We start from the raw sequence: 21,918 nt of genomic DNA on the forward strand, positions 1-21,918 counted from the left end.
GTGTCCTCGGACAGTCCCGCGGGCCGTCGGCGACGGCCGGGACGTCCACGCTCCCCGGCCTCCACACCCCCTCCGCCGCCGGGCGGGCACGGCGGGACTCCTGCCGCCGGGTCGGGCCCGGCAGCGTACGCGGGCCGCGGATGTCTCCGTTCCTCCTTCCGGCGCCGGGCGGTACGGCCCGGGAAGGACCGGTGCGCCGCGCGGGCTCCGCGCCGGTTCGCCGGACGCCACTCACCGATGCCCCGTCCCACTTCGGTCACCCGGCTGAAAGACGGCACCCGCTGAACTACTCTGTGTGCCCTGCCGAGCACCATGGGGGGACCGTGGGGTTATTCGGAGAGAATCAGGTTTTCCTGAGCAGACTGGCCCACGCCGACCGGCAGTCGCTGCTGGCTCTCGGACACCGGCGGGTCTACCGGTCGCAGGAGGAACTCGTCGGTGAGGGCTCCTCGACCACCTTCGTCCTGCTGATCCTCACCGGCTGGTGCACGGTGTGGCGGGCCACCGAGCGGGGGCGCCTCATCCTGGCGCTGCGTCAGGCCGGGGAGATCGTCGGCGAGATGGCCGCCCTGGACGGGCGCCCGCGCAGCGCCACGGTGAGTGCGCTGGGCACCGTGGAGGCCCTCGTGGTGCCGGGCGACCGCTTCCGGCACTTCATGTCGGCCCGCCCCTTCGTGACCGGCCTCGTGATGGCGCAGCTCACCGAGCGGCTGCGCAGCGCCGACGACCAGCGCCGTTCCCTGGCCTCGGCCACCGTCCTGGAACGGCTCGCCGCCTGCCTCGTCGAACTCGCCGACCGTACCGGCCGCCCCGAGAGCGGCTCGACGGTGATCCGGCTCCCCCTGTCGCAGCACGAGATCGCCGCGGCGGTGGGCGCGACCCGTGAGGCGGTGGCGAAGGCGCTGCGGCTGCTCCGCGAGGAGGGGCTGGTACGCACCGGGCCGAAGGTCATCACGGTCACCGACCCGGAACCGCTGCGGCTGCTGGGCCGTTCGGCGACGCCGACGTGACGGGCGGGGTGTGTAAACGGCTACAGCGCGGCCCCACCCGCTGCGGGACAGTGACGACGAGGCCAAGGCGGACACCGGGGAACCCGGGGCGAGAGGCAGTGAGGCCATGCACGGCGAGACGCGGTACGGATTCATCATCAGCCTGGACGCCCAGGGGTCGGGCACGACCCCCGACCCGGACCGTCCCGGGTTGCGCGCGCGGATCTACCAGGTGGCGGAGGACGCCTTCGACAGGGCGGGCATCAGCGACGCCAGGCTGGCCCAGGAGGACCGCGGCGACGGCATTCTCGCCGTGGTGGAGCCACGTCGCACCGAAGCACTCGCGGGCGAGTGGGTGGAGTACCTCCACCAGAACCTGCGCCAGGTCAACAGGGAGCTGAACCGGCCGCTGCGGTTGCGCGCCGGGCTCAACGTCGGCCCTTTCACCCCGGACGGACAGGGCTTCTCCGGGGCCGCGGTCGACCTCGCCTGCCGGATCGGCAACTGCCCCGAGGCCAAGGCCGTACTGGCCGCCGCACCGCACTCGCCGCTGCTGGTGGCCGTCACCGAGCAGCTCTACCGGGACGTCGTCCGGCACGGCGGCCGGTGGATCGAGCCGGACCACTACCGCCAGTACCACGTCCCGCTCCGGGAGGGGGACCAGCGGCCCTGGTTCACGGTGCCGGGCCGCACCGCACCGCCGCCGCTCCCCGGCCGGGAGGAGAACGCCGAACCACCCGAGGAGGACGGGCCGCCGGAGGAGGACACCGGACGGCGGGACGGCGCCGGGGACGACTTCCGGTTCGGCACCGTGACCCACTACGGCTCCGGGCAGGTGCTGCAGGGCAAGTTCGGTGACCTCACCTTCGACCGGCGTCGCGGCGGTGCCGACGGCTCCAAGGGACGCGCATGAGCGCCGGTGACACGGACGCCCCCGAGGCCCGGGCGGACAGCGAGCCCGGAACGGACGGAAGAAGCGGCGGAAGCGGCGGAGGTGGCGGCCGACCGCAGCCGGACCGGCCCGGAGGGCAGGACCGCGGGCCACGGCAGGACGACGGCCCCGCCGCGCCCGGCGGGCCCCCGGAGGACGAACTCTTCGGCGACTCGGAGACCGACCCGTCGGCCAAGGAGGGGCGGGCAGCGGCCGGAGGGGCCGCCGCCCGCATCGCGCGCGAGTCCCGGGCGTTCTTCCTGCGCGACTCCAGCACCTACGTCGGCGGCACCATCGGGGCGGTCAACTTCCGCTTCGGTGACACCGCCCGGGCGTCCCTGCTCGCCGGACCGCTGCCCGAGGACGAACTGCGGCGGCTGCGGCGGCGGTTCACCCGGCCGCCGGACTACGAGGACTTCAAACGGCAACTGCGTGACGACCGCCTGCTGGTGCTCTGCGGTCAGCCCGGCAGCGGGCGGACGTACACCGCCCTGTCGCTCCTCGACGACCTCACCCGCGGGAAGGTGTCCCGGCTGGACCCCGGATCCGACCTCGCCGGTCTGGACTCGGACGACGAGGGCGGTCGCATAGCCGAGGGCCACGGCTACACCCTGGAGCCGGCCGACGGCCGGCTGCCCGGGGAACTGCACCTGGACCGGCTGTGCCGCCTGCTGGCCGACCGCGGCGCCTACGCCGTGCTGCTGTCCGTACCCGCCGCCGGCGTCCCCGGCGCACCGCAGGCCCGCTACCGCCGCGCGCACACACCCGCCGCCGAGGACGCCGTACTCGACGGCCACCTGACCGCCGAACTCGACAGCGCGCCCGCCGAGGCGAGGGAGGCGGCCCGGCTGCTGGCCCGCCGGGACACCGTACGGGCCGCGCTCGGACTGGAGGCGCTGCTGCCCGCCGAGGCCGCCAGACTCGCCGGTCTCGTGGCGCGGCAGGTCACCGGCGAGCTGACCGAGGAGGAACTGCTGACCGCGTGCCGCGGATTCGCCGCCGAGCAGGTCCGCGAGTGGTTCGCGGGCGGCACGGCGGCCGAGACCCTGCCCGCGCTGCGGGACGCGGCATACCGGATCGCACTCGCGGTGTTCGGCAACAGCTCCTTCAACGTCGCCGCCGAGGCCGCGGAACTCCTCACCTGGGAACTGGCGGTGACCGCCGATCCCGAACGGGTGCCCGGACGGCCGCTGCTCGGCGACGGCCTGGAGACCAGGCTCACCTCGGCCCGCGCCACCACCCGGATCAGCCTCCAGCCGGTGGTGGCGGGCGAGGACATCCCGGTCCGCACCGTACGGTTCCTCGGCCCCGCCCTCGCTCCGGCCCTGCTCGCCCATCTGTGGGAGCACCACCACAACATGCGCGGCCCGGTGCTGCGCTGGCTGGACTCGCTCTGCGGAGACCCGCGCGAGGACGTGTGGACCAGGGCCGCCGTGGCGGCGGGCGAACTGTGCCGCCTCGACTGCGCCCACACACTCGGGGAACTGCTCATCCCGATGGCCGAGTCCGACCAGGCCCGTCGCGGCCTGTTCGTCGCCACCGCCCTGCAGGACGTGCTCGACGACCCGGCGGTCGGCGAGGCCCTGCGGTCGCTGGTGAAGAACTGGGGTGCCCGCGGAGACGGCAATCTCCGGTGGACGGCCGCCGCGGTGCTCAGCCGGGGTACCGCGACCCGGACCATGGGAGAGGCGCTGGGCAGGCTCGGCCGGATCGGCACCTGGGAGGACGGCCGACTGCGGTCCGTCGCGGCGCAGAGCGTCGCACACCTGGCGGGCTCCGCCTCCGGCCGGGAACCGCTGGCCAGGATCCGGGCGTGGCTCGGCGACAGCAGACGGCAGCATCAGAACCTCGGCCTGGTCAGCACGCTGTTCCTGGCCGAGACGCTGGTGGAGAACGTGTGGAACCCGGCCGCGGAGCTCGCCGGTCACGGGAAGTGGCCGCTGGCGCTGGCGATCTGCGCGACACGTCCGGACCAGGCGTCCGAGGTCGCCGGGCTGCTGTGGACCGCCCTCAACACCAGCCGCTCCTACCGGGCGGCGCTGGATGCCGTGGCCACCTGGCTGCGCACATGCCCCGGCAAGCCGTGGGAGGCGGCCGTCCTCGGCTTCCTGCCCCTGCTGGTGCTGACCGACGACGACCGGCAGCGGATGCTCTCGCTGATCGGAAAACTCTCCCAGGACCCCGACGACCCGCTGGCCCAGGAATACGCCCACCGCCTCCTGCAGACGGTCCGGACAGGAAGAACCCGATGAACCAGAACATCCACCACCAGGTACCGTCAGGCAGGCCCTTCGACAACAGTGTGATGTTGCCGGGCGACCTGCGGGGGCCGTTCCTGTTCGAGGTCACGCCGGACGGCCCCTACCGGCACGTCGGGCTGCAGCAGGCGGCCGTCGTGCACTACCGCAACGGCGGCCACAGCGTCATCACCGTACGCGGCGCGCGGCACCACGGCAGGCCCCGGTTCGGAAGGCGGCCGGTGTCGGTCTGCATGATCGCCCAGGGCCGGCACCAGACATCCTTCGAGATGCGGTTGCCCACCCGGGGCGACGAGGGCAACTTCACCTGCGCGGTGGACATCCACTGGGAGGTCCAGGACTTCCTGCTGGCCGCGGAGAAGCGGGTGGTGGACGTCGAGAAGATGCTGCGCGCTCCCCTGCTGGCCCGGCTGCGGACCTTCACCAGGCGCTACGGACTCGACGGCGCCCAGCAGGCCGACGAGGCGATCCAGACCGAGCTGGCCACCGGAAGCCAGGCCTCCCTCGGTGCCGACATCGGCCTGACCACCACGGTGTACGTGCGCATCGACCTGGGCCGGGCCGCCGCCGACCACAAGCAGGCCCTGCTGGACGTGCAGCACACCGCGATCGTGCAGTCGGCGAGGGACCAGGCGGACGCCGCCCGGGTGCAGTCCAACCTGGCCGCCGCGCAGGAGCTCATCGCCGCGGGCGAGGCCGGGCAGTACGCCCACATGCTCGCGCAGGACCCGGCCCGGGCCCAGGAGATCCTGCACGAACTGCAGGGCCAGGCGCGGCAGCAGCGGCAGGGGGCCCTGGAGTACCTCACGCGGCTGATCGACCAGGGCGTCGTACAGCGCCATCAGGTGGAGGGGCAGGTGCAGCAGCTCATCGACTACGCCCGGGCCACCGGCAGAGCGCTGTTCGACAGCGGTCTGCCGCAGCCCCCGACGGCACTGCCGGTGCCGCCGGCCGACCAGGTGACCGGGCAGTGGATCACCACGGTCCGGGAGCCGGCCGCGCCGGTCGCGGACACGCCGCCCGCTCCGCTCGCGCCGGGCGCTCCCCCCATGCCGCCCGTTCCGCCCGCCATGCCGCCGGAGACCCCCGCCGCCGTACCGCCGGGCACGGCACAGACGCAGGACGAGCCGCCGGCGGGGTCCGACGGCGGGAGGGTGGACTACATCAGGCAGGAGCCGCACCGGCCGGAGCGGGAGGGCACCGATGAGCACAACGGGTGAGGCCGCCACCGGCGTGCCCCCGGCCGGCCAGGAGTCGGCCGTCTACGTGACCGAACGGCTTCTGGCCACCGCCCGGGAGGATCTCGCCCGGGCCGACAGCAAGGCGGCCGTGCTGCTCTCGGGCGCCTTCGCGGTGCCCGTGCTGCTCCTGGGCGGAGAAGTGTGGGCCCCGTCCTCGGTGACCGGCGCCATGAAGGTCCTGTTCGCCGCCGGGGGAGCCTTGTGGGCCGTCGGCACGGCGCTGCTGGCCTGGGTCGTCATGCCCCGCACCGGCACCGCCCGGCCGGGGCCCGGGATGACGTTCTTCAAGGACATCGTCGTGGCGCCGCCGGACACCGAGCGGCTCGTCCAGGCGATCACCGCGGCGGCCCGCGACCGGGTGTCGTGGCTGACGGTTCAACTGGTGGACGTCAGCCTCATCCTCGCCTCCAAGTACCGCTGGCTGCGATGGGGCACCTGCTGCCTGGCCACCGGCCTCATGCTGTGCGGAGCGGCCCTGGCGGGCTCGGGATAGCGAGAGCTCCTCCTCCCGGAGTCCGGCACACCCTCCGACTCACCCCTGGGATACTAACAACGCTGTTACTTACATAGATGTAAGTAACAGGCGAGGAGACACCGGCACACCAGGTGCCGTCCCGGCACGGGAAACAGCCCGGGGCCCCCGGGGAGGGCGGGCCTCTTCCGGCCCGGACGTTCTCCGGCCGGCAGCGTGGTGACGACTCGCCCGCTACACGTTGAAGCGGGTGTCCGCGGACTGGTTGCGGAACGGATGGCCCCTCACCCGGGTGCCGTCGGCCTCCTTCTCGTCATGCCCAGGCGTGCCTGTTCCTCCTCGACTATCCGGCGGGCCAGCTCGGTGTCCGACACGTCGACCGCGTCCGGGGTGGATTCGGCCACGGCGCTACGGCGGGCGTAGGCATCGAACAGGCGGGTCTTCTCCTCCAGCATCTTCACCATGCGTTCGTCCACTCCCCCAGTGGCGAGCAGGCGGTGCACGCGAACCGGCCTGACCTGGCCCATGCGGTGGGCCCGGGCAACTGCCTGGTGCTCGATGGTCGGCTTGATCTGCGGTTCGCAGATGATGACGACGGAGGCAGCCTGCATGTTGAGGCCGACGCCGGCCGCCTGTATCTGTGCCAGGAGCACCGCTGGTCCCGAGACACCGGCGAAGTCGTCGACGATCTGCTGCCTCCGCCCCGCCGCAACGCTTCCGATGAGCGGACCGAACACCGCGGCGCCGGCAGCGGGGCCCGCGGCGAGTGCTGCCTTCACCACTCCCAGCACATCCTTGAAGTAGGAGAAGACCACCGTCTTCTGCCCGTTCTCGCCGGCCTCCTGAACGATCTCGCGGAGGCGGTCCAGCTTGGCCGACTTCTCGGGGTGCATGTACGCAGCCCTGCGCATCGCCATGAAGTTGCCGGCGCGCACGGCTTCGCGGTAGGCCCCCTCGTCCGATGCGCTCAGCTCCTCCCACTCGTCGGTCTGCTGAAGACTGGGAAGCTCCGTCAGTACGTCCTCCTGGTTACGCCTCAGGTAGACCGGAGCGACGGCCCTGCGAAAGGCGACCGATCCCACCAGGGCGTCTCGCTCGCCCAGGGAGTCCGCGACCCCTCCATCGAGCATCCGGACCAAGTTGCGGAATTCCACGACCCGGTTCTCCATCGGGGTCCCGGTCATGAAGAGACTGCGCTCACAACGATCCGTCCACAACGCGACCGACTGAGACCGCTTGGCCTTCGGGTTCTTCACGGAGTGCGCTTCGTCGACGACGAGCAGTCCGACCTCCCCACCACCAGGTGCAGGAAAGCCGCGCAGTGCGTCGAACGTGGTCACCCCCACCCCGCCCCGCTCTTTCCAGTCGGCGAACGCACAGTGCCGGTCGGGGCCGTGGAGCACCGTGACGCGAAGGGCACTGCGGGCCTCGATCTCCCGAGTCCAGTTCACGAGAACGCTCGCCGGGCAGACGACCATGAAGTGGCTCTGCCCCTCGGCGGCCAGGTGTGCCAGCACGGCGATCGCCTGGATGGTCTTCCCGAGACCCATCTCGTCGCCGAGTACGACCTTGCGCTGCGCAAGGACGAAGCGCGCGCCGAACGCCTGGTAGCCGCGCAGGGAGACCCGCCGATACGAGTCGTCGAGGTACTGGGTCCGTACCCGCTCGGCGATCTCCTCCGGCAGGAAGCCCTCGGCTGCGGCCGTGTCAGGCGGCCGACCGGAGATCTCGGCGAGCAGGCTGTAGTACTCGGCGGAACGGAGTTCGAAGTCCACCCAGGCCGCGATGTCGGACGAGGATCCGCGCAACAGGTCCACCGATGTCTGGGCGAACAGCTCAAGCAGACCCGCCTGCTCTGCCTCGTCCATCAGCGAGCGGATCTCGTTGACCGCCGCCAGGACGCGCGCCCTCTTCTCCCGGCCGGTCAGAAGCATCCTGAAGCGCCCAGCGGCGGGCCTCGCGTCGGCCAGCAGCGGGCCGAGCCGCTCCGACAAGGCTGTGGCTCGGTCCACCGCGCGCCGGGCGTCCGGTCCCGCTTCCACCAGAACCTGCAAGGTCATGACGAGTGCGGTGGTGCTCGGCTCCGGCCGGTCCACATCAATGTGGACGGCCACCGTCTCGTGCACGGCCTCGGAAAGCCGGCGAGCTGCGGCGAGCATCTGGTCGACGGTGCGCTGCCCCACCCCGGGAATCCGGCGCAACCTGTAGGGGCCCGCTTCGAGAACACGGCCCACCGTGCGCAGGCCGCTCTTCTCCACGTTCCCCAGCCGCAGGCGTCCTTCGGTGACATCTTGCAGCCGGGCGACGGGGATGGTGTCAAGCTCCCGCTTGACCGCCGCGTCGTGGATCGGCTCAAGCGCCGCCCGCACCGCGCCGACCGCCTTGCCGTGGTCACCGACAACGGCCTGCGCCGCTTCGTGCAGTCGCGCTCCCCTCGTGACTGTGTCCCGCTCGCCCCGCCCCACCCGCCCCGCCCCTCTCCCACACTTCCCACATCCTCCCACCACCCGCGCCGACCGTGGTGCGCCGCCCGGTACGGCCTTGAAACGCTGGCGGATCGCCGAACCACCTCGCTGCGTCAGCCCCTCGGCCGGGCCCGGAAGGACGTCCCCGCCGCCAAAAACCCACCCACTCCCGCCATACCGCGCTATGGTGCTGGTATGGCCACCAAGAAGGTAACGATTACTCTCGATGACTCCCTGGTCGAGGCCCTGGCCGGTGCTGCCGAGGAGGAGGGCATCCCGCTCTCCCGGCTCGTCGCCGGAGCAGCCGAACGAGAGTTGCGGCTGCGGGCCGGGCGGGCCGTGATCCAGCAGTGGCAGGCGGAGCACGGTGCCTTCACACCGCAAGAGCTCGCTGCTGCCCACGCCGAGATGGCCGACGCCGACGCCGAGTACCTCAGCGGCACGGGGGCATCGGCCGCGTGAACATCCCCTACCTGTACGACGCCGGTGCGCTGATCGCCATCGACAACGACGACCGGCGCATGTGGGCCCGGCACAGCCTGGCTCTCGAAGACGGCAGGGACATCCACGTGCCCTCCGTGGTCGTCAGCCAGGCATGGCGGGACTCCCGCCGCCAGGTCAGGCTCGGCAAGTTCCTCGCCGGGTGCCGTGTCGTACCCGTGGGCCTCGAAACCGCCAAGGCCGCTGGCGTTCTCTGCGGGAAGGCAGGCACGGCAGACAGCGTCGACGCCACCGTCGTCGTCATGGCTGCCGGTATCGGGGCGATCATCTGGACCTCCGACCCGTACGACATCCGCGCCCTCATCGACGCCCAGGACATCAAGCCCGCTCCCGTCATCCGCACTGTCTGACCTCCGAGGGTCTGCGGCCTCCTTCGGACAGCAAGACGGCCTGACCAACGTTCTCGCAGGTCAGGCCGCCTCTGGCGATACGGTCACACGTTAAAGCGGAACTCCACCACGTCGCCGTCGCGCATCACGTAGTCCTTGCCCTCCATGCGGGCCTTGCCCTTGGCGCGGGCCTCGGCCACCGAGCCCGTCTCGACCAGGTCCTCGAAGGAGATGACCTCGGCCTTGATGAAGCCCTTCTGGAAGTCGGTGTGGATCACGCCGGCCGCCTCGGGGGCCGTGGCGCCCTTCTTGATCGTCCAGGCGCGGGCCTCCTTCGGGCCCGCCGTCAGGTACGTCTGGAGGCCGAGGGTGTCGAAGCCGACGCGGGCGAGGGTGGCCAGGCCCGGCTCCTCCTGGCCGACCGACTGGAGCAGTTCCAGGGCCTCGTCCTCCTCCAGCTCGGCGAGGTCGGACTCCAGCTTGGCGTTGAGGAAGATCGCCTCGGCCGGGGCGACCAGCTTGCGCTGCTCCTCCTTGAACGCCTCGTCGGTCAGCTCGTCCTCGTCCACGTTGAAGACGTAGAGGAAGGGCTTGGTGGTGAGCAGGTGCAGGTCGTGCAGGAGCTCGGCCCGCTCGGAGCCCTGGACGATGCCGGCCGAGAACAGCGTGCGGCCCTCGTCCAGGATGGCCTTGGCCTCCTCGACCGCCTTGACCTTGGGCTGGACGTCCTTCTTGATCCGGGACTCCTTCTGGAGCCGGGGCAGGACCTTCTCGATGGTCTGGATGTCGGCGAGGATCAGCTCGGTGTCGATCGTCTCGATGTCGTCCTTCGGCGAGACCCTGCCGTCGACGTGGACCACGTTCTCGTCGTCGAAGGCGCGGATGACCTGGCAGATCGCGTCCGACTCGCGGATGTTCGCCAGGAACTTGTTGCCCAGCCCCTCCCCCTCGCTCGCGCCGCGCACGATGCCGGCGATGTCGACGAAGTCGACGGTCGCGGGCAGGACGCGCTGGGAGCCGAAGATCTCCGCGAGCCGGGCGAGCCGGGAGTCGGGGACGCCGACGACACCGACGTTCGGCTCGATGGTGGCGAACGGGTAGTTGGCCGCCAGGACGTCGTTCTTGGTCAGGGCGTTGAACAGGGTCGACTTGCCGACATTGGGCAGGCCGACGATTCCGATCGTGAGCGACACGTGGCGACTTCCCGTAGCGAGAGGATCTTGGTGGACCGGCCCGGATGGGGGCCGATCCACCAGTCTACGGGCACTCCAAAGGGCGGCCCTGGCGTGTCCGTCCCGGGCTCCGGGCCGGTGCCCGGCCTACGTTGGTGCGGTGGAGCAACACAGTGCGCGCATCCCCCGTCTCCGTCCGCGGCGCCGGACGGCTCAGTCCTCGTCCTCGTCCCCCGAAACCGGCTCGTCCCCCGAAACCGGGGAGAGCACGCGCCGGAGCGCCCCGGAGCGGCCCGCTCCGGGCCCGCTCCGCACGGACGCCCGGGCCGCACGGGCCGCACAGGACGCCCGGCGCGAGTGGCCGCCGGGCGCGCGCCTGACCGGGCTGGGCTGCGGGCTGCTGGCCACGGGCGCGATGCTGCTGGCCGGCGGGCTGGACGCGCTGCTGCTGGACGGCCGGCCGGCGGTCTACGGGATCTCCTTCGTGCTGGTCAGTGCCGTGTGCGCGCTGTGGGTGCGCCCGGCCGACCTGGCCGCCGCGCCGATCGCCGTACCGATCGCGTTCACCGCCGGGCTGGTCTTCGTCAGCGCGGGCTCGGGCGGGCCGGCGGACCGGCTGGTGGAGCTGGTGACCGCGCTGGCCGTACACGCCGGATGGCTCTACGGGGGCACCCTGACCGCCGTGGCCGTCGCGGTCGCCCGCGGGCGGGCCGGCCGCAGGCCCGGCACCAGGCGTGCCGGGCCCCGCGGGGTGGGAAGGGCCGCGGCCGGGAGGAGGAAAGCCGGAGCGCGGCCCCGGCCCCCGGCCCCGGCCGCCTCCGCCGGCGCGGGGGCCGGGGCCGGGGAGGGCGGAGAGGCCAGGGATGCCAGGGATGTCGGGGATGCCGGGGATCGGCCCGCGCAGCAGCCCGCCGGTTAGCCGGCGGCCTTGCGCCCGGCCTCGGTCCGCAGATCCCGGCGCAGCTCCTTGGGCAGGGAGAAGGTCAGCTTCTCCTCCATCGGCTGGACGACCTCCACATCGCCGTAGCCGCGCTCGGCCAGCCACTCCAGGACGCCCTCGACCAGCACGTCCGGCACCGAGGCGCCCGAGGTGACGCCGACGGTGGCGACCCCCTCCAGCCATGCCTCGTCGATCTCGGAGGCGTTGTCGACCAGGTGGCCGGCCTTCGCGCCCGCGCCGAGGGCGACCTCGACCAGGCGGACGGAGTTGGAGGAGTTCTTCGAGCCGACGACGATGACCAGGTCGGATTCGGCGGCGACCTGCTTGATCGCGGTCTGGCGGTTCTGGGTGGCGTAGCAGATGTCGTCGCTCGGTGGGCTGACCAGCGCCGGGAACCGCTCCTTGAGCGCGTCGACCGTCTCCATCGTCTCGTCGACCGACAGCGTGGTCTGGGAGAGCCAGACGACCCTTTCCGGGTCGCGCACCTCGACGTTCTCCACGTCCCCGGGGCCGTCGACCAGCGTGATGTGGTCGGGCGCCTCACCGCTGGTGCCGATGACCTCCTCGTGGCCCTCGTGGCCGATCAGGAGGATGTCGTAGTCGTCCTTGGCGAAGCGGACGGCCTCCTTGTGGACCTTGGTCACCAGGGGGCAGGTGGCGTCGATGGTCGCCAGCTTCCGCCGCTCGGCCTCCTCGTGGACGACCGGGGCGACCCCGTGGGCGGAGAAGATCACGATGGAGCCCTCGGGCACCTCCTCCGTCTCGTCGACGAAGATCGCGCCCTTCTTCCGCAGGGTCTCCACGACGTACTTGTTGTGGACGATCTCCTTGCGCACGTAGATCGGCGCGCCGTACTGCTCCAGCGCCTTCTCGACGGCGATCACGGCGCGGTCGACGCCCGCGCAGTAGCCGCGGGGCGCGGCGAGGAGGACCCGGCGTGCGGTCGTAGCAGTCATGGGGCCATCGTACGGGCCCGGGCCGCGGGCGCCCGGCGGGGCGGGACGGGCGGGCGGGCCCCGGCTGTCGGGGGGTGCCGCTAGCCTCCTTCCATGGCTCTCAACACGTCGCCCGAGGCGCCGGTCCCCGTCGGCGAGGTGTCGCGGCTGATCGGCGGATGGATCGACCGGCTGGGCGCGGTGTGGGTCGAGGGGCAGATCACCCAGCTCTCCCGGCGCCCCGGCGCGGGGATGGTGTTCCTGACCCTGCGCGACCCCTCCTACGACGTCTCGCTGACGGTGACCTGCTACCGCGCCGTCTTCGACAAGGTGGCGGACGTGGTGGGCGAGGGCGCCCGGATCGTGGCGCTGGGCAAGCCGGAGTGGTACGCGCCGCGCGGTCAGCTCTCCCTGCGGGTGAGCGAGATCCGGCCGGTGGGGATGGGCGAGCTGCTGGCGCGGCTGGAGCAGCTGAAGAGGTCGCTGGCCGCAGAGGGCCTGTTCGCGGCCGAGCGGAAGAAGCCGCTGCCGTTCCTGCCCGGTCTGGTCGGCCTGGTCACCGGCCGCGCCTCCGCCGCCGAGCGGGACGTGCTGGAGACGGCGCGGCAGCGCTGGCCCGCGGTGCGCTTCGCCGTGCGCAACGTGGCCGTGCAGGGCGTGCACGCGGTGCCGCAGGTGATCGACGCGGTGCGGGAGCTGGACGCCGACCCGGCCGTGGACGTGATCATCGTGGCCCGGGGCGGCGGCAGCGTGGAGGATCTGCTGCCCTTCTCCGACGAGCGGCTGGTGCGGGCGGTGGCCGGCTGCGTCACCCCGGTGGTCTCGGCCATCGGGCACGAGCCGGACACCCCCCTGCTGGATCTGGTCGCCGACCTGCGCTCCCGTACGCCCACCCATGCCGCCAAGGACGTCGTGCCGGACGTGCGCGAGGAGCTGGAGCGGGTGCGGCAGCTGCGCGAGCGGGCGCTGCGGGCGGTTCGGGGGATGCTGGAGCGGCAGGAGCGCGGGCTGGCGGACACCATGAGCCGCCCGGTGATGGCCCGGCCGCACGCGATGGTGGCCGAGCGCGAGGAGCAGGTCGCGGCGGTGCTCGACCGCGCCCGCCGGACGTTCGGGCATCTGCTGGCGCGGGCCGAGGCGGAGCTGGAGCACACCGCCGCCCGGGTCGTCGCCCTCTCCCCCGCCGCGACGCTCGCACGCGGCTACGCGGTGCTGCAGCGGGCCGACGGGAGCGCGGTGCGGGCGGCGGGGGAGGTGGCCGACGGCGAGCGGCTGCGCGCCCGGGTGGCCGACGGCGAGCTGACGGTGGTCGCGCGGCGCGGCGAGGAGGAGTGAGCAAGCCGCGCTGTCGGGCCCCGACACTAGGCTGAGCGGCATGACAGACACGAGTACGGACGCCCCGCCGGCCGGGGAGATGGGCTACGAGCAGGCGCGCGACGAGCTGGTCGCCGTGGTCCGCCGTCTGGAGGCGGGCGGCTCCACGCTGGAGGAGTCCCTGGCGCTGTGGGAGCGGGGCGAGGAGCTGGCCGCGGTCTGCCGCCGCCGGCTGGAGGGCGCCCGTGCGCGGCTGGACGCGGTGCTGGCCGAGGACGGGGAGGGGACCGCTGACGGCACCGCCGACGGGGTCGCCGGCGATGAGGGGGCGGCGGACGGCGCGGGAGCCGCGAACGGGCGGGAGTGACGGGGGCGGGTCCAGGCGGTCCCGGCGCCGCCGCGCACGGCGGGCGGGGACGCCGCCCGCCGCCGGCCGGTGCTTTTGCTCAGTCCTTCCCGGACGCCCCGGTGGTCTCCGGGGGCCTGCCGGACTCGCCGCCCGCCCCGGTCTCTCCGCTCTCCTCCGGGGCGCCGGCCCGCTCCGACTCCAGCGCGGCGGCCAGCCGCGTGAGGCTCTCGAAGGACGCGGTGCCCGTCACCACCGTGGTCACCCCGGAATCCCGCCGGACCAGCGCGTCGTACTTGGCGCCCTCGTAGCGCTCCCACTCCTCGCCGCCGACCGCCTGGGTCCGGTCGGCCGGTTTTGCCCCGTGGGTGACGCTCCTGATGAACTTCTCCGGCTCGCCGTCGCTCTGCTCCACGGCCGCGTACTGGTCGTCGGGGTCCATGAAGCCCAGGTGCCACACGGCCCCGAGGTCGCTCTGCCGCTTGTAGCCCACCGAGGTCGCGCGCCAGGTGTCCGGCAGCCCCGCGGGCGCCGCCACCGGGTACGGCGCCGCGCGCCGCGCCGTGACCAGCTCCACGTCGTAGCTGATCGGACGCACCGGGTCCAGTGAGTCGTCGTGCGGGACGAGCAGGTACACGAACCCCGCACCCAGAAGGATCACCAGCAACGACAGCACCATGTCCCGGGCCGTCTGCCTACCGCGCTTGTTCTCCGTGCTTGCTGCCACGCCTCCATCGTCCCCCATGCCCGTTTCCGCCCGGACCACCACCCCCGTTGCGCTCATCCGTGGGGCAGCCTGCTCACTTTGCCACTGCTCCGGATAGGGTCGAAGGCACCCTCAACACTTCGGCCGTCGCGTTCGGACGCCGTACAGACGTGCAGAAAGGTGCGTCACGATGACCGATCACCACCACCTTCCCTCCCAGCTCGAAGTAAGCCCCGAGGCACCCGACCGCAACCTCGCCCTCGAACTCGTCCGCGTGACCGAGGCGGGCGCCATGGCATCGGGCCGCTGGGTCGGCCGCGGCGACAAGAACGGCGCGGACGCGGCGGCCGTCCGCGCGATGCGCACCCTGGTCTCCACCGTCTCGATGAACGGCGTCGTCGTCATCGGCGAAGGGGAGAAGGACGAGGCCCCGATGCTCTACAACGGTGAGCGCGTGGGCGACGGGACCGGCCCGGAGTGCGACGTGGCCGTGGACCCGGTGGACGGCACGACACTGACCGCCAAGGGCATGGGCAACGCGGTGTCGGTGCTGGCCGTGGCCGAGCGCGGTTCGATGTTCGACCCGTCGGCCGTGTTCTACATGGACAAGCTCGCCACCGGCCCGGAGGCGGCCGAGTTCGTCGACATCACCGCCCCGCCGGCGGTCAACATCCGCCGGGTCGCCAAGGCCAAGGGCGGCACTCCGGAGGACGTCACCGTCGTCATCCTCGACCGGCCGCGCCACGACGGCATCGTCAAGGAGGTCCGGGAGTCCGGCGCCCGGATCAAGTTCATCTCCGACGGCGACGTGGCGGGCGCGATCATGGCCGTCCGCGAGGGCACGGGCGTCGACCTGCTGCTGGGCATCGGCGGCACGCCGGAGGGCATCATCGCCGCCTGCGCGATCAAGTGCCTGGGCGGTGTGATCCAGGGCCGGCTGTGGCCCAAGGACGACGAGGAGCGGCACAAGGCGATCGACGCGGGCCACGATCTGGACCGCGTCCTGACCACCGACGACCTGGTCAGCGGCGACAACGTGTTCTTCGTCGCCACCGGCATCACCGACGGCGACCTGCTGCGGGGGGTGCGCTACCGCGCGGAGACGGCCACCACCCAGTCCCTGGTGATGCGGTCGAGGTCCGGCACCATCCGCCAGATCGACTCCACCCACAAGCTGTCGAAACTGCGCGCCTACAGCGCGGTCGACTTCGACCGGGCCCGCTGACACGCCCGGCGGCGGGCCGCCGGGCCCGCCGCCGCGGGGGCGGAGCCGGTCCCGAGGGCGGTTCCGGGCGGGCTGCCGGGTGAGCTGCCAGGCGGGGGCCGGGGTACGGCGGGAACCGTCAGGCGATACGGGACACCTGGGCCGGCTGCCCCAGCTCGGCGTCGTGGCGACGGCGGCGGGCGAGCATCACTCTGCGCTCGGCCGCGGTCAACCCGCCCCACACTCCGTACGGTTCGGGCTGGAGCAGCGCGTGCTCACGGCATTCGACGAGCACCGGGCAGCGGGCGCAGACCCGCTTGGCCGCCTGCTCGCGCGAAAGGCGGGCCGCCGTGGGCTCCTTGGAGGGCGCGAAGAACAGGCCGGCCTCGTCCCTGCGGCAGACCGCCTCGGAGTGCCACGGTCCGGTTTGCTCGCGCGAGGAGGTGCGCTGGACGGGGACGACGGTGGCCTGCGGAGACTGATGCGGCGTTTGCAGCACGGTCCACTCCTGACGACGGCTACGGCTGTTCGATCTTTCGATTGAGTCACCCTGACCCGCCTTGCTGCGCACGGCAGTTCGCGCTGCGGCCGTACGAGAGACGATGCATCGGCTCTACCCACTGTGCGCACGCTTATGCATACGGTGGCGTACGGCCGGACGGCCCGCCGCGCACCCGTCCCGAGGTGCCCGGCAGGGCGTACGGCGGCCGTGTGCACAGCGTGACGTGCGGCGGGCCGGGCCGGCGTGCGAATCCGGCGCACCGTCAGTCCACGAGGCGCACCGGAAGCGGACGCATTGCCTCCCGCAAATCCTTGGCGAGCACCGCGAACTCGTCCCGCCGGGCCGTTCCCGCCCGCATCGCCAGGCCGATCCGCCGCGAGGGCGCGGGGTCGGCGAAGCACGCGGTCGCCAGCAGTTCGTTGCGCTCCGTCTCCACGTGCAGCGAGGTGCGCGGCAGCAGCGTCACGCCCAGGCCGCCGGCGACGAGCTGGACCAGGGTGGACAGCCCCGCCGCGCTCGTGGTGGCCGGCACCCCCTCGGTCCGCCCGGCCTCCCGGCACACGTCCAGGGCCTGCTGGCGCAGGCAGTGCCCCTCGTCCAGAAGCAGCAGCTCCAGACCGCGCAGCGTCTCGCGGGGCAGGCGGCCCCGGCCGGCCAGTTCGTGGCCGCTCGGGGTCACCAGCACGAAGTCCTCGTCGAACAAGGGCACCGTCTCCACCCCGCCGGCGCCCGCGGTCTGCGGCGCGCCGGGCGGCACCGCGAGCAGCAGCAGGTCGAGCCGCCCGGCCACCAGGCCGTCGAGCAGCGAGGCGGTCTGCTCCTCGTGCACCTGCAGATCCAGTGCCGGATAGCGATCGTGAACGAGCCTCAGGATCGTCGGCAGCAGATAGGGGGCGCAGGTCGGGATCACTCCCAGTCGCAGCGCGCCCGTGAAGGGGGCACGCGCCGCCTCCGCCTCCTCCAGCAGGTCCTCCACCGCGTCCAGCACCGTCCGGGCTCTGGACGCCAGACGCTCACCCGCCGGTGAGAGCAGTACTCTTCGGGTCGTACGCTCCAGCAGCTTCACGCCCAGCGACTCCTCCAGCGCCGCGACGGCGCCCGAGAGAGCCGGCTGGCTCATCCCGATCTCCGCGGCGGCCTCCCGGAAGTGAAGGTTGTCCGCCACGGCCGCGAACGCCCGCAGCTGGGACAGCGTGGGCCGGCGGGTCCGCCGGCCATGCGGCGCCATCCCCTGCTGGGGCCGCCCGCGGGACTCCTGGCGCGGCCTGTGTGCCGACAGAGTCACTGATAACCACCTCCGATCAACGCCAGTGAGTCTAGCTATTTCTGTGATCAATGTGGGCTATGGCAGTGTGGATCACGTCCAACCCTCAGGAAAGCCCCGTTACGGGCTTTTCCACGCAACAAGGAGCGAGCGTGCTCACTGTCGGTGACAAGTTCCCCGAGTTCGATCTGACCGCCTGTGTGGACCTCGACGCCGACAAGGCGTTCGAGCAGATCAACCACAAGACCTACGAGGGCAAGTGGAAGGTCGTCTTCTTCTGGCCGAAGGACTTCACCTTCGTCTGCCCGACCGAGATCGCCGCCTTCGGCAAGCTGAACGACGAGTTCGCCGACCGCGACGCCCAGATCCTCGGTGTCTCGGGCGACTCGGAGTTCGTGCACCACGCCTGGCGCAAGGACCACGCCGACCTGCGCGACCTGCCCTTCCCGATGCTGGCCGACCCCAAGCACGAGCTGATGCGGGACTGCGGCGTCGAGGGCGAGGACGGCTACGCCCAGCGCGCCGTCTTCATCGTCGACCAGAACAACGAGATCCAGTTCACCATGGTGACCGCCGGCTCCGTCGGCCGTAACCCCAAGGAGGTCCTGCGGGTCCTGGACGCCCTGCAGACCGACGAGCTGTGCCCCTGCAACTGGTCCAAGGGCGAGGAGACCCTCGACCCGGTCAAGCTGCTCTCGGGCGAGTGAGGGACTGGGACGACGACATGGCTCTCGACGACCTGAAGTCGGCCCTGCCGGCTTACGCCAAGGACCTCAAGCTCAACCTCGGCTCCGTGATAGGGAACTCCGACCTGCCCCGGCAGCAGCTGTGGGGCACGGTGCTGGCCTGCGCGATCGCCTCGCGCTCGCCGAAGGTGCTCACCGAGCTGGAGCCGGAGGCGAAGGCCAACCTCTCCCCCGAGGCGTACACCGCCGCCAAGGCCGCCGCGGCCGTCATGGCGATGAACAACGTCTTCTACCGCACCCGGCACCTGCTGTCGGACCCGGAGTACGGCACCCTGCGCGCGGGCCTGCGGATGAACGTCATCGGCAACCCGGGCGTGGACAAGACCGACTTCGAGCTGTGGTCGCTGGCCGTCTCCGCGGTCAACGGCTGCGGACAGTGCCTGGACTCCCACGAGCAGGTACTCCGCAAGGCCGGTGTGGACCGTGAGACGGTCCAGGAGGCCTTCAAGATCGCCTCCGTCGTCCAGGCCGTCGGCACGGTGCTGGACGCCGAGGCCACGCTGGCCGGAGCGCAGGCGGACGCCCCGGCGGCCGCGGCGGTCTGACGGGCCGCCACAACCTGACGGGCCACCGGGAATTCTCCGCGTGAACGGAGCGGACCCCGCACCACCACCAGTGGTGCGGGGTCCGCTCCGTTCGCCTTGCGGCCGCGCTACGGCATGGGCAGCTCGAACCAGACCACCTTGCCGGTGCTCAGCCGGGTCGCGCCCCAGCGCCGGGCCAGCCGGTTGACCAGATACAGGCCCCGGCCGCCCTCGTCCGTCGCCCTGGCCTGCCGCAGCCTGGGCAGCTGCGGCACGTCGTCACCGACCTCGCAGCGCAGCGTGTCGGTGCGCAGCAGCCGCAACGTGATGGGCCGCTCGGCGTAGCGGACGGCGTTGGTCACCACCTCGCTGACCAGCAGCTCCACGGAGTCCGACAGATCCGTCAGGTCCCAGCGCTCCAGCGCCCGCCGCGCCAGCCGGCGGGCCTGCCGCGCGGTCTGGGCGCGCGGATCGAGGTACCAGTAGGCCACGTCGCTGGGCGGGATGCCGTCGAAGCGGGCCGCCAGCAGCGCGATGTCGTCGTCCCGGTCGCCGGGGCCGAGGATGTCCAGCACCTCGTCGCACAGAGGCTCCAGCGGCGGCGGGGTGTCGGGGCGGGTCAGCCCCGCGGTGTCGGTCAGCTTCTCGCGCAGCTGCTCGATACCGGTCCACACGTCCCGGTGGCGGGACTCCACCAGGCCGTCGGTGTAGAGCAGCAGCGTGGCGCCGGCCGGGGCGTCCAGCTCCACCGCCTCGAAGTCCACGCCCCCCACCCCGATGGGCGCCCCGGCCGGGACGCGCAGCACCTCGGCGTGGCCGTCGCGGTGCAGCATCACCGGCGGCGGGTGCCCGGCGTTGGCCACCACGATCCGGTGGGCGACCGGGTCGTAGACGGCGTACAGGCAGGTCGCCATCCGGTCGCTGCCCAGCCGCTGGGCCTGCTCGTCGAGGTGGTGCAGCACCTCCTGCGGCGGCAGGTCGAGCCCGGCCAGGGTCTGGGCGGTGGTGCGCAGCTGGCCCATGATCGCCGCGGAGGTCATGGAGTGGCCCATGACGTCCCCGACGACCAGGGCCACCCGGCCGCCGGGCAGCGGTATCGCGTCGTACCAGTCGCCTCCCACCCGGGCGGTCTCGGCCGCCGGCAGGTAGCGGCTGGCCAGCGTCACCCCGGTGGGCTGGGGCAGCTCGTCGGGGAGCATGGTGCGCTGGAGCTCGTCGGCGATGTACGCCTCGCGTCCGTAGAGCACCGCCTTGTCCACGCCCAGCGCGGTGTGCGTGGCCAGCTGCGCGGCCACCAGCAGGTCGTCGCCCTCGAAGGCGGCCCGGTCGGCGCGGCGCAGGAACACGGCCGCGCCGATCACCCGGCGGCGCCCCCGCAGCGGGGCGAGGATCGACCGGCGCCCGGCCGGGATCTCGCGGGCGGGGCCGAGCAGCTCGGGCAGCGCCTCGCGGACGGTGGGCGCGTCGCCGAAGACCGGGCGCACCCCGCGCAGCACCTCGGCCAGCGGGCCGCCGACGCGCACCTCGATCAGCTCCGGCGTCCCGTTCGCCGCGCCCTCCGGCACGGTGTTGAGCAGGGGCAGCGGGAACTCCCCGGTGTCGGAGGGGTCGGCGTCGGCGGACGCCGGGGCGGCGTAGTCGGGCAGCCGGTCGGTGCGGCGCAGCCGCAGCAGGAAGGGCCCGGTGGGGCGCTCGTCCCCCACCGGCAGCGGATCGCGCAGATAGACCAGGATCGCGTCGGAGAACGCCGGGACGCTGGCCCGGCACAGCCCGAGCACGGTCTCGTCCAGATCGACGCCGCGGGCGATCCGCCGGGTGGCGGCTCCCACGAAGCGCAGCCGGTCGCCCCCGCGCCGCTCCCGCTCGGCCCGCTCGTCCGGTTCCTCCGTGCCGGGGTGCCCGGCCGCCGCCGGACCGGCGCCCCGGTCGGCGGGCTCCGGCTCGGCGGGGCGGCTGCGGCCGGCCGGCTCGTCGCCGCCCGCGGGCCGGGTGTGGCCGGTGGGCGGGCGGCGCCCGGCGGCCGGTGCGGGCACCTCCGGCGGGACGGGGGCGTCCCTGGGGGCGGCGGCCGCCAGATCCGACGCGCCCGGCTCGTCCCGGGGATCGGGAAGCGCGGCGTGCGCGGCGTCGGCGCGCCCGGCCGTTCTCTCCGGCGCGGGCGCGGCCGTACGAGCACCGCCGCCCGTCGGCCGGGCAGCGGACTGTCGGGGGGTCGGATACTCCGTCACGCGTTGGGTTTCCATCCGTCCGGGGCCGCGCCGTGCATCGGGCGGGCCCAGCGCTTGAGGACTCAGGGGCGTCGGCAGTTGAGGAAGACCTGTATCTCGGGAGAGACGTCCGTACTGGCCGGCGCGTACGCGAACGACTCCTCCCCGTCGATCTCGAAGCCCGCGTCGGACACCACCTGGCGCAGCTCCTCCCGCAGATAACCGGATACCCGGATCGTGTGGCCCAGGAACGGGATGGCGAAGTCGTCCACGTCCGCCTCGACCATGCCGAGCGCCAGCAGCCCGCCGGGGCGCAGCTGCCCGTGCAGCATCCGCAGGGCGACGGGGATCTCCTTGCGCGGCAGCATCAGCAGCGAGAAGAAGGCGGCGATGCCGTCGAAGGGTCCCAGACCGGCGGTCTCCAGGTCGGCCAGGTCCATCAGGCGGAAGTCGGCGCCGGGGACGTTGGCCCGGCCCAGCTCGATCATGCCGGGCGAGATGTCGATGCCGGTGACCCGGTGGCCGGCGTCGGCGAGCTGCCGGGCGGTGGGGACCCCGGTGCCGCAGCCGACGTCGAGCACCCGCGAGCCGGCGGGCAGCTCCTTCGCCAGCCAGGCGCCGGCGGTCAGCTGCCCCTCCTTGTGGGGGAAGACGTCGTCGTATCGGTCGCCGATCGCGTCGAACGCCTCGGCCTGTCCGGCGCGGTCGATCGCCGCTCTCTCGTAGCCCGTGTACACCTGGTGGCCTTCCGTGTCGCTCACGCTGGGGCTCCTCTCGCGGCGGTGCGCCAAATACCTTGTATGGAAAGGTAGTTGGCTGTGATGGGCTTTCCGCCGAGTCCGGGGGTGATCCTACTTTCGACGCCCGGGGGC

At 72.7% G+C, this 21,918-nt stretch carries 21 protein-coding genes; 13 read left to right on the forward strand and 8 right to left on the reverse strand.

The genetic code is table 11. The annotated features are described in order from the left end of the window. Positions 1-323: 323 nt before the first annotated feature. From BM237_RS04400 to BM237_RS04420, 5 genes are all read left to right on the forward strand, one after another. A complete protein-coding gene (locus BM237_RS04400) occupies positions 324-1,010 on the forward strand; it encodes a Crp/Fnr family transcriptional regulator (RefSeq protein WP_093847964.1) in 687 nt (228 codons plus the stop codon). 106 nt (positions 1,011-1,116) lie between these two features. Beyond that, positions 1,117-1,902, forward strand: a complete 786-nt coding sequence (locus tag BM237_RS04405; protein ID WP_093847966.1) for a hypothetical protein — start codon at positions 1,117-1,119, stop codon at positions 1,900-1,902. Continuing rightward, positions 1,899-4,172: a hypothetical protein gene (locus BM237_RS04410; protein WP_093847967.1), complete on the forward strand. Its 2,274-nt coding sequence runs from the start codon at positions 1,899-1,901 to the stop codon at positions 4,170-4,172. Before BM237_RS04405 ends, BM237_RS04410 begins: the two co-directional genes overlap by 4 nt. After that, positions 4,169-5,398 carry a hypothetical protein gene (locus tag BM237_RS04415; RefSeq protein WP_093847969.1) on the forward strand — a complete coding sequence of 410 codons (1,230 nt, stop codon included), beginning with the start codon at positions 4,169-4,171 and terminating at the stop codon, positions 5,396-5,398. The genes BM237_RS04410 and BM237_RS04415 overlap by 4 nt, the downstream gene beginning before the upstream one ends. Next, positions 5,382-5,912 (forward strand): Pycsar system effector family protein, encoded by a 531-nt coding sequence (locus tag BM237_RS04420; protein WP_245793394.1) that lies wholly within the window; start codon positions 5,382-5,384, stop codon positions 5,910-5,912. Before BM237_RS04415 ends, BM237_RS04420 begins: the two co-directional genes overlap by 17 nt. A gap of 263 nt (positions 5,913-6,175) precedes the next feature. Here BM237_RS04420 and BM237_RS04425 read toward each other — a convergent pair whose 3' ends face one another. Then, positions 6,176-8,356: a DEAD/DEAH box helicase gene (locus BM237_RS04425; RefSeq protein ID WP_175540882.1), complete on the reverse strand. Its 2,181-nt coding sequence runs from the start codon at positions 8,354-8,356 to the stop codon at positions 6,176-6,178. Positions 8,357-8,551: 195 nt separating this feature from the next. Between BM237_RS04425 and BM237_RS04430 the strand changes: the two genes are divergently transcribed. Continuing rightward, on the forward strand, positions 8,552-8,818 hold the full coding sequence (locus BM237_RS04430; RefSeq protein ID WP_093848144.1) for a hypothetical protein: 267 nt from the start codon (positions 8,552-8,554) through the stop codon (positions 8,816-8,818). Beyond that, positions 8,815-9,207 (forward strand): PIN domain-containing protein, encoded by a 393-nt coding sequence (locus BM237_RS04435; RefSeq protein WP_093847971.1) that lies wholly within the window; start codon positions 8,815-8,817, stop codon positions 9,205-9,207. The genes BM237_RS04430 and BM237_RS04435 overlap by 4 nt, the downstream gene beginning before the upstream one ends. 83 nt (positions 9,208-9,290) lie before the next feature. Here the strand turns inward: BM237_RS04435 and ychF are convergent, their stop codons facing one another. Then, positions 9,291-10,379: a redox-regulated ATPase YchF gene (gene ychF / locus BM237_RS04440; RefSeq protein WP_093847973.1), complete on the reverse strand. Its 1,089-nt coding sequence runs from the start codon at positions 10,377-10,379 to the stop codon at positions 9,291-9,293. A gap of 139 nt (positions 10,380-10,518) precedes the next feature. On the opposite strand from ychF, the gene BM237_RS04445 reads away from it, so the two are divergent. After that, on the forward strand, positions 10,519-11,277 hold the full coding sequence (locus tag BM237_RS04445) for a DUF6542 domain-containing protein (RefSeq protein ID WP_093847975.1): 759 nt from the start codon (positions 10,519-10,521) through the stop codon (positions 11,275-11,277). On the opposite strand, the gene BM237_RS04450 is transcribed toward BM237_RS04445, so the two are convergent. Next, positions 11,274-12,254, reverse strand: coding sequence for a 4-hydroxy-3-methylbut-2-enyl diphosphate reductase (locus tag BM237_RS04450; protein ID WP_093847977.1), 981 nt, complete (start codon positions 12,252-12,254; stop codon positions 11,274-11,276). The genes BM237_RS04445 and BM237_RS04450 overlap by 4 nt on opposite strands. A gap of 93 nt (positions 12,255-12,347) precedes the next feature. On the opposite strand from BM237_RS04450, the gene xseA reads away from it, so the two are divergent. Both xseA and BM237_RS04460 read left to right on the forward strand, forming a co-directional pair. Beyond that, positions 12,348-13,568, forward strand: a complete 1,221-nt coding sequence (xseA, locus tag BM237_RS04455; RefSeq protein WP_093847979.1) for an exodeoxyribonuclease VII large subunit — start codon at positions 12,348-12,350, stop codon at positions 13,566-13,568. Positions 13,569-13,608: 40 nt separating this feature from the next. Further along, positions 13,609-13,914: an exodeoxyribonuclease VII small subunit gene (locus BM237_RS04460; protein ID WP_093847981.1), complete on the forward strand. Its 306-nt coding sequence runs from the start codon at positions 13,609-13,611 to the stop codon at positions 13,912-13,914. Between the two features lie 79 nt (positions 13,915-13,993). On the opposite strand, the gene BM237_RS04465 is transcribed toward BM237_RS04460, so the two are convergent. Further along, a complete protein-coding gene (locus tag BM237_RS04465) occupies positions 13,994-14,620 on the reverse strand; it encodes a DUF4245 domain-containing protein (RefSeq protein ID WP_425443643.1) in 627 nt (208 codons plus the stop codon). A 169-nt stretch (positions 14,621-14,789) separates the two neighbouring features. On the opposite strand from BM237_RS04465, the gene glpX reads away from it, so the two are divergent. After that, positions 14,790-15,824, forward strand: a complete 1,035-nt coding sequence (gene glpX, locus BM237_RS04470) for a class II fructose-bisphosphatase (protein WP_093847985.1) — start codon at positions 14,790-14,792, stop codon at positions 15,822-15,824. Between the two features lie 118 nt (positions 15,825-15,942). On the opposite strand, the gene BM237_RS04475 is transcribed toward glpX, so the two are convergent. Next, positions 15,943-16,302, reverse strand: coding sequence for a WhiB family transcriptional regulator (locus BM237_RS04475; protein WP_093847987.1), 360 nt, complete (start codon positions 16,300-16,302; stop codon positions 15,943-15,945). A 265-nt stretch (positions 16,303-16,567) separates the two neighbouring features. Then, entirely contained in the window at positions 16,568-17,533 is a 966-nt protein-coding gene (locus BM237_RS04480; RefSeq protein ID WP_093847989.1) for a LysR substrate-binding domain-containing protein, read from the reverse strand. A gap of 188 nt (positions 17,534-17,721) precedes the next feature. Here BM237_RS04480 and BM237_RS04485 point away from each other — a divergent pair, with 188 nt between their 5' ends. Together BM237_RS04485 and BM237_RS04490 are read left to right on the forward strand one after the other, a co-directional pair. Then, the gene (locus BM237_RS04485) at positions 17,722-18,276 is read left to right on the forward strand and encodes a peroxiredoxin (RefSeq protein ID WP_093847990.1); all 555 of its coding nucleotides are present in this window, start codon (positions 17,722-17,724) and stop codon (positions 18,274-18,276) included. Positions 18,277-18,293: 17 nt separating this feature from the next. Then, positions 18,294-18,860, forward strand: coding sequence for an alkyl hydroperoxide reductase (locus BM237_RS04490; protein WP_093848146.1), 567 nt, complete (start codon positions 18,294-18,296; stop codon positions 18,858-18,860). A 107-nt stretch (positions 18,861-18,967) separates the two neighbouring features. Here BM237_RS04490 and BM237_RS04495 read toward each other — a convergent pair whose 3' ends face one another. Then, positions 18,968-21,082, reverse strand: coding sequence for a SpoIIE family protein phosphatase (locus BM237_RS04495; protein WP_093847992.1), 2,115 nt, complete (start codon positions 21,080-21,082; stop codon positions 18,968-18,970). Between the two features lie 47 nt (positions 21,083-21,129). Then, the gene (locus BM237_RS04500; RefSeq protein WP_093847994.1) at positions 21,130-21,807 is read right to left on the reverse strand and encodes a class I SAM-dependent methyltransferase; all 678 of its coding nucleotides are present in this window, start codon (positions 21,805-21,807) and stop codon (positions 21,130-21,132) included. Between the last annotated feature and the right edge of the window lie 111 nt (positions 21,808-21,918).

The organism is Streptomyces mangrovi (genome assembly GCF_900114215.1).
GTDB lineage: Bacteria > Actinomycetota > Actinomycetes > Streptomycetales > Streptomycetaceae > Streptomyces > Streptomyces barkulensis.

Coding starts and splice junctions, on each gene's coding strand:
- BM237_RS04405 (WP_093847966.1), top strand. CDS start 1,117: ATGCACGGCGAGACGCGGTACGGATTCATCATCAGCCTGGACGCCCAG.
- glpX (WP_093847985.1), top strand. CDS start 14,790: ATGACCGATCACCACCACCTTCCCTCCCAGCTCGAAGTAAGCCCCGAG.
- BM237_RS04460 (WP_093847981.1), top strand. CDS start 13,609: ATGACAGACACGAGTACGGACGCCCCGCCGGCCGGGGAGATGGGCTAC.
- BM237_RS04430 (WP_093848144.1), top strand. CDS start 8,552: ATGGCCACCAAGAAGGTAACGATTACTCTCGATGACTCCCTGGTCGAG.
- BM237_RS04450 (WP_093847977.1), bottom strand. CDS start 12,254: ATGACTGCTACGACCGCACGCCGGGTCCTCCTCGCCGCGCCCCGCGGC.
- BM237_RS04480 (WP_093847989.1), bottom strand. CDS start 17,533: ATGGCGCCGCATGGCCGGCGGACCCGCCGGCCCACGCTGTCCCAGCTG.
- xseA (WP_093847979.1), top strand. CDS start 12,348: ATGGCTCTCAACACGTCGCCCGAGGCGCCGGTCCCCGTCGGCGAGGTG.
- BM237_RS04495 (WP_093847992.1), bottom strand. CDS start 21,082: ATGGAAACCCAACGCGTGACGGAGTATCCGACCCCCCGACAGTCCGCT.
- BM237_RS04490 (WP_093848146.1), top strand. CDS start 18,294: ATGGCTCTCGACGACCTGAAGTCGGCCCTGCCGGCTTACGCCAAGGAC.
- BM237_RS04415 (WP_093847969.1), top strand. CDS start 4,169: ATGAACCAGAACATCCACCACCAGGTACCGTCAGGCAGGCCCTTCGAC.
- BM237_RS04420 (WP_245793394.1), top strand. CDS start 5,382: ATGAGCACAACGGGTGAGGCCGCCACCGGCGTGCCCCCGGCCGGCCAG.
- BM237_RS04410 (WP_093847967.1), top strand. CDS start 1,899: ATGAGCGCCGGTGACACGGACGCCCCCGAGGCCCGGGCGGACAGCGAG.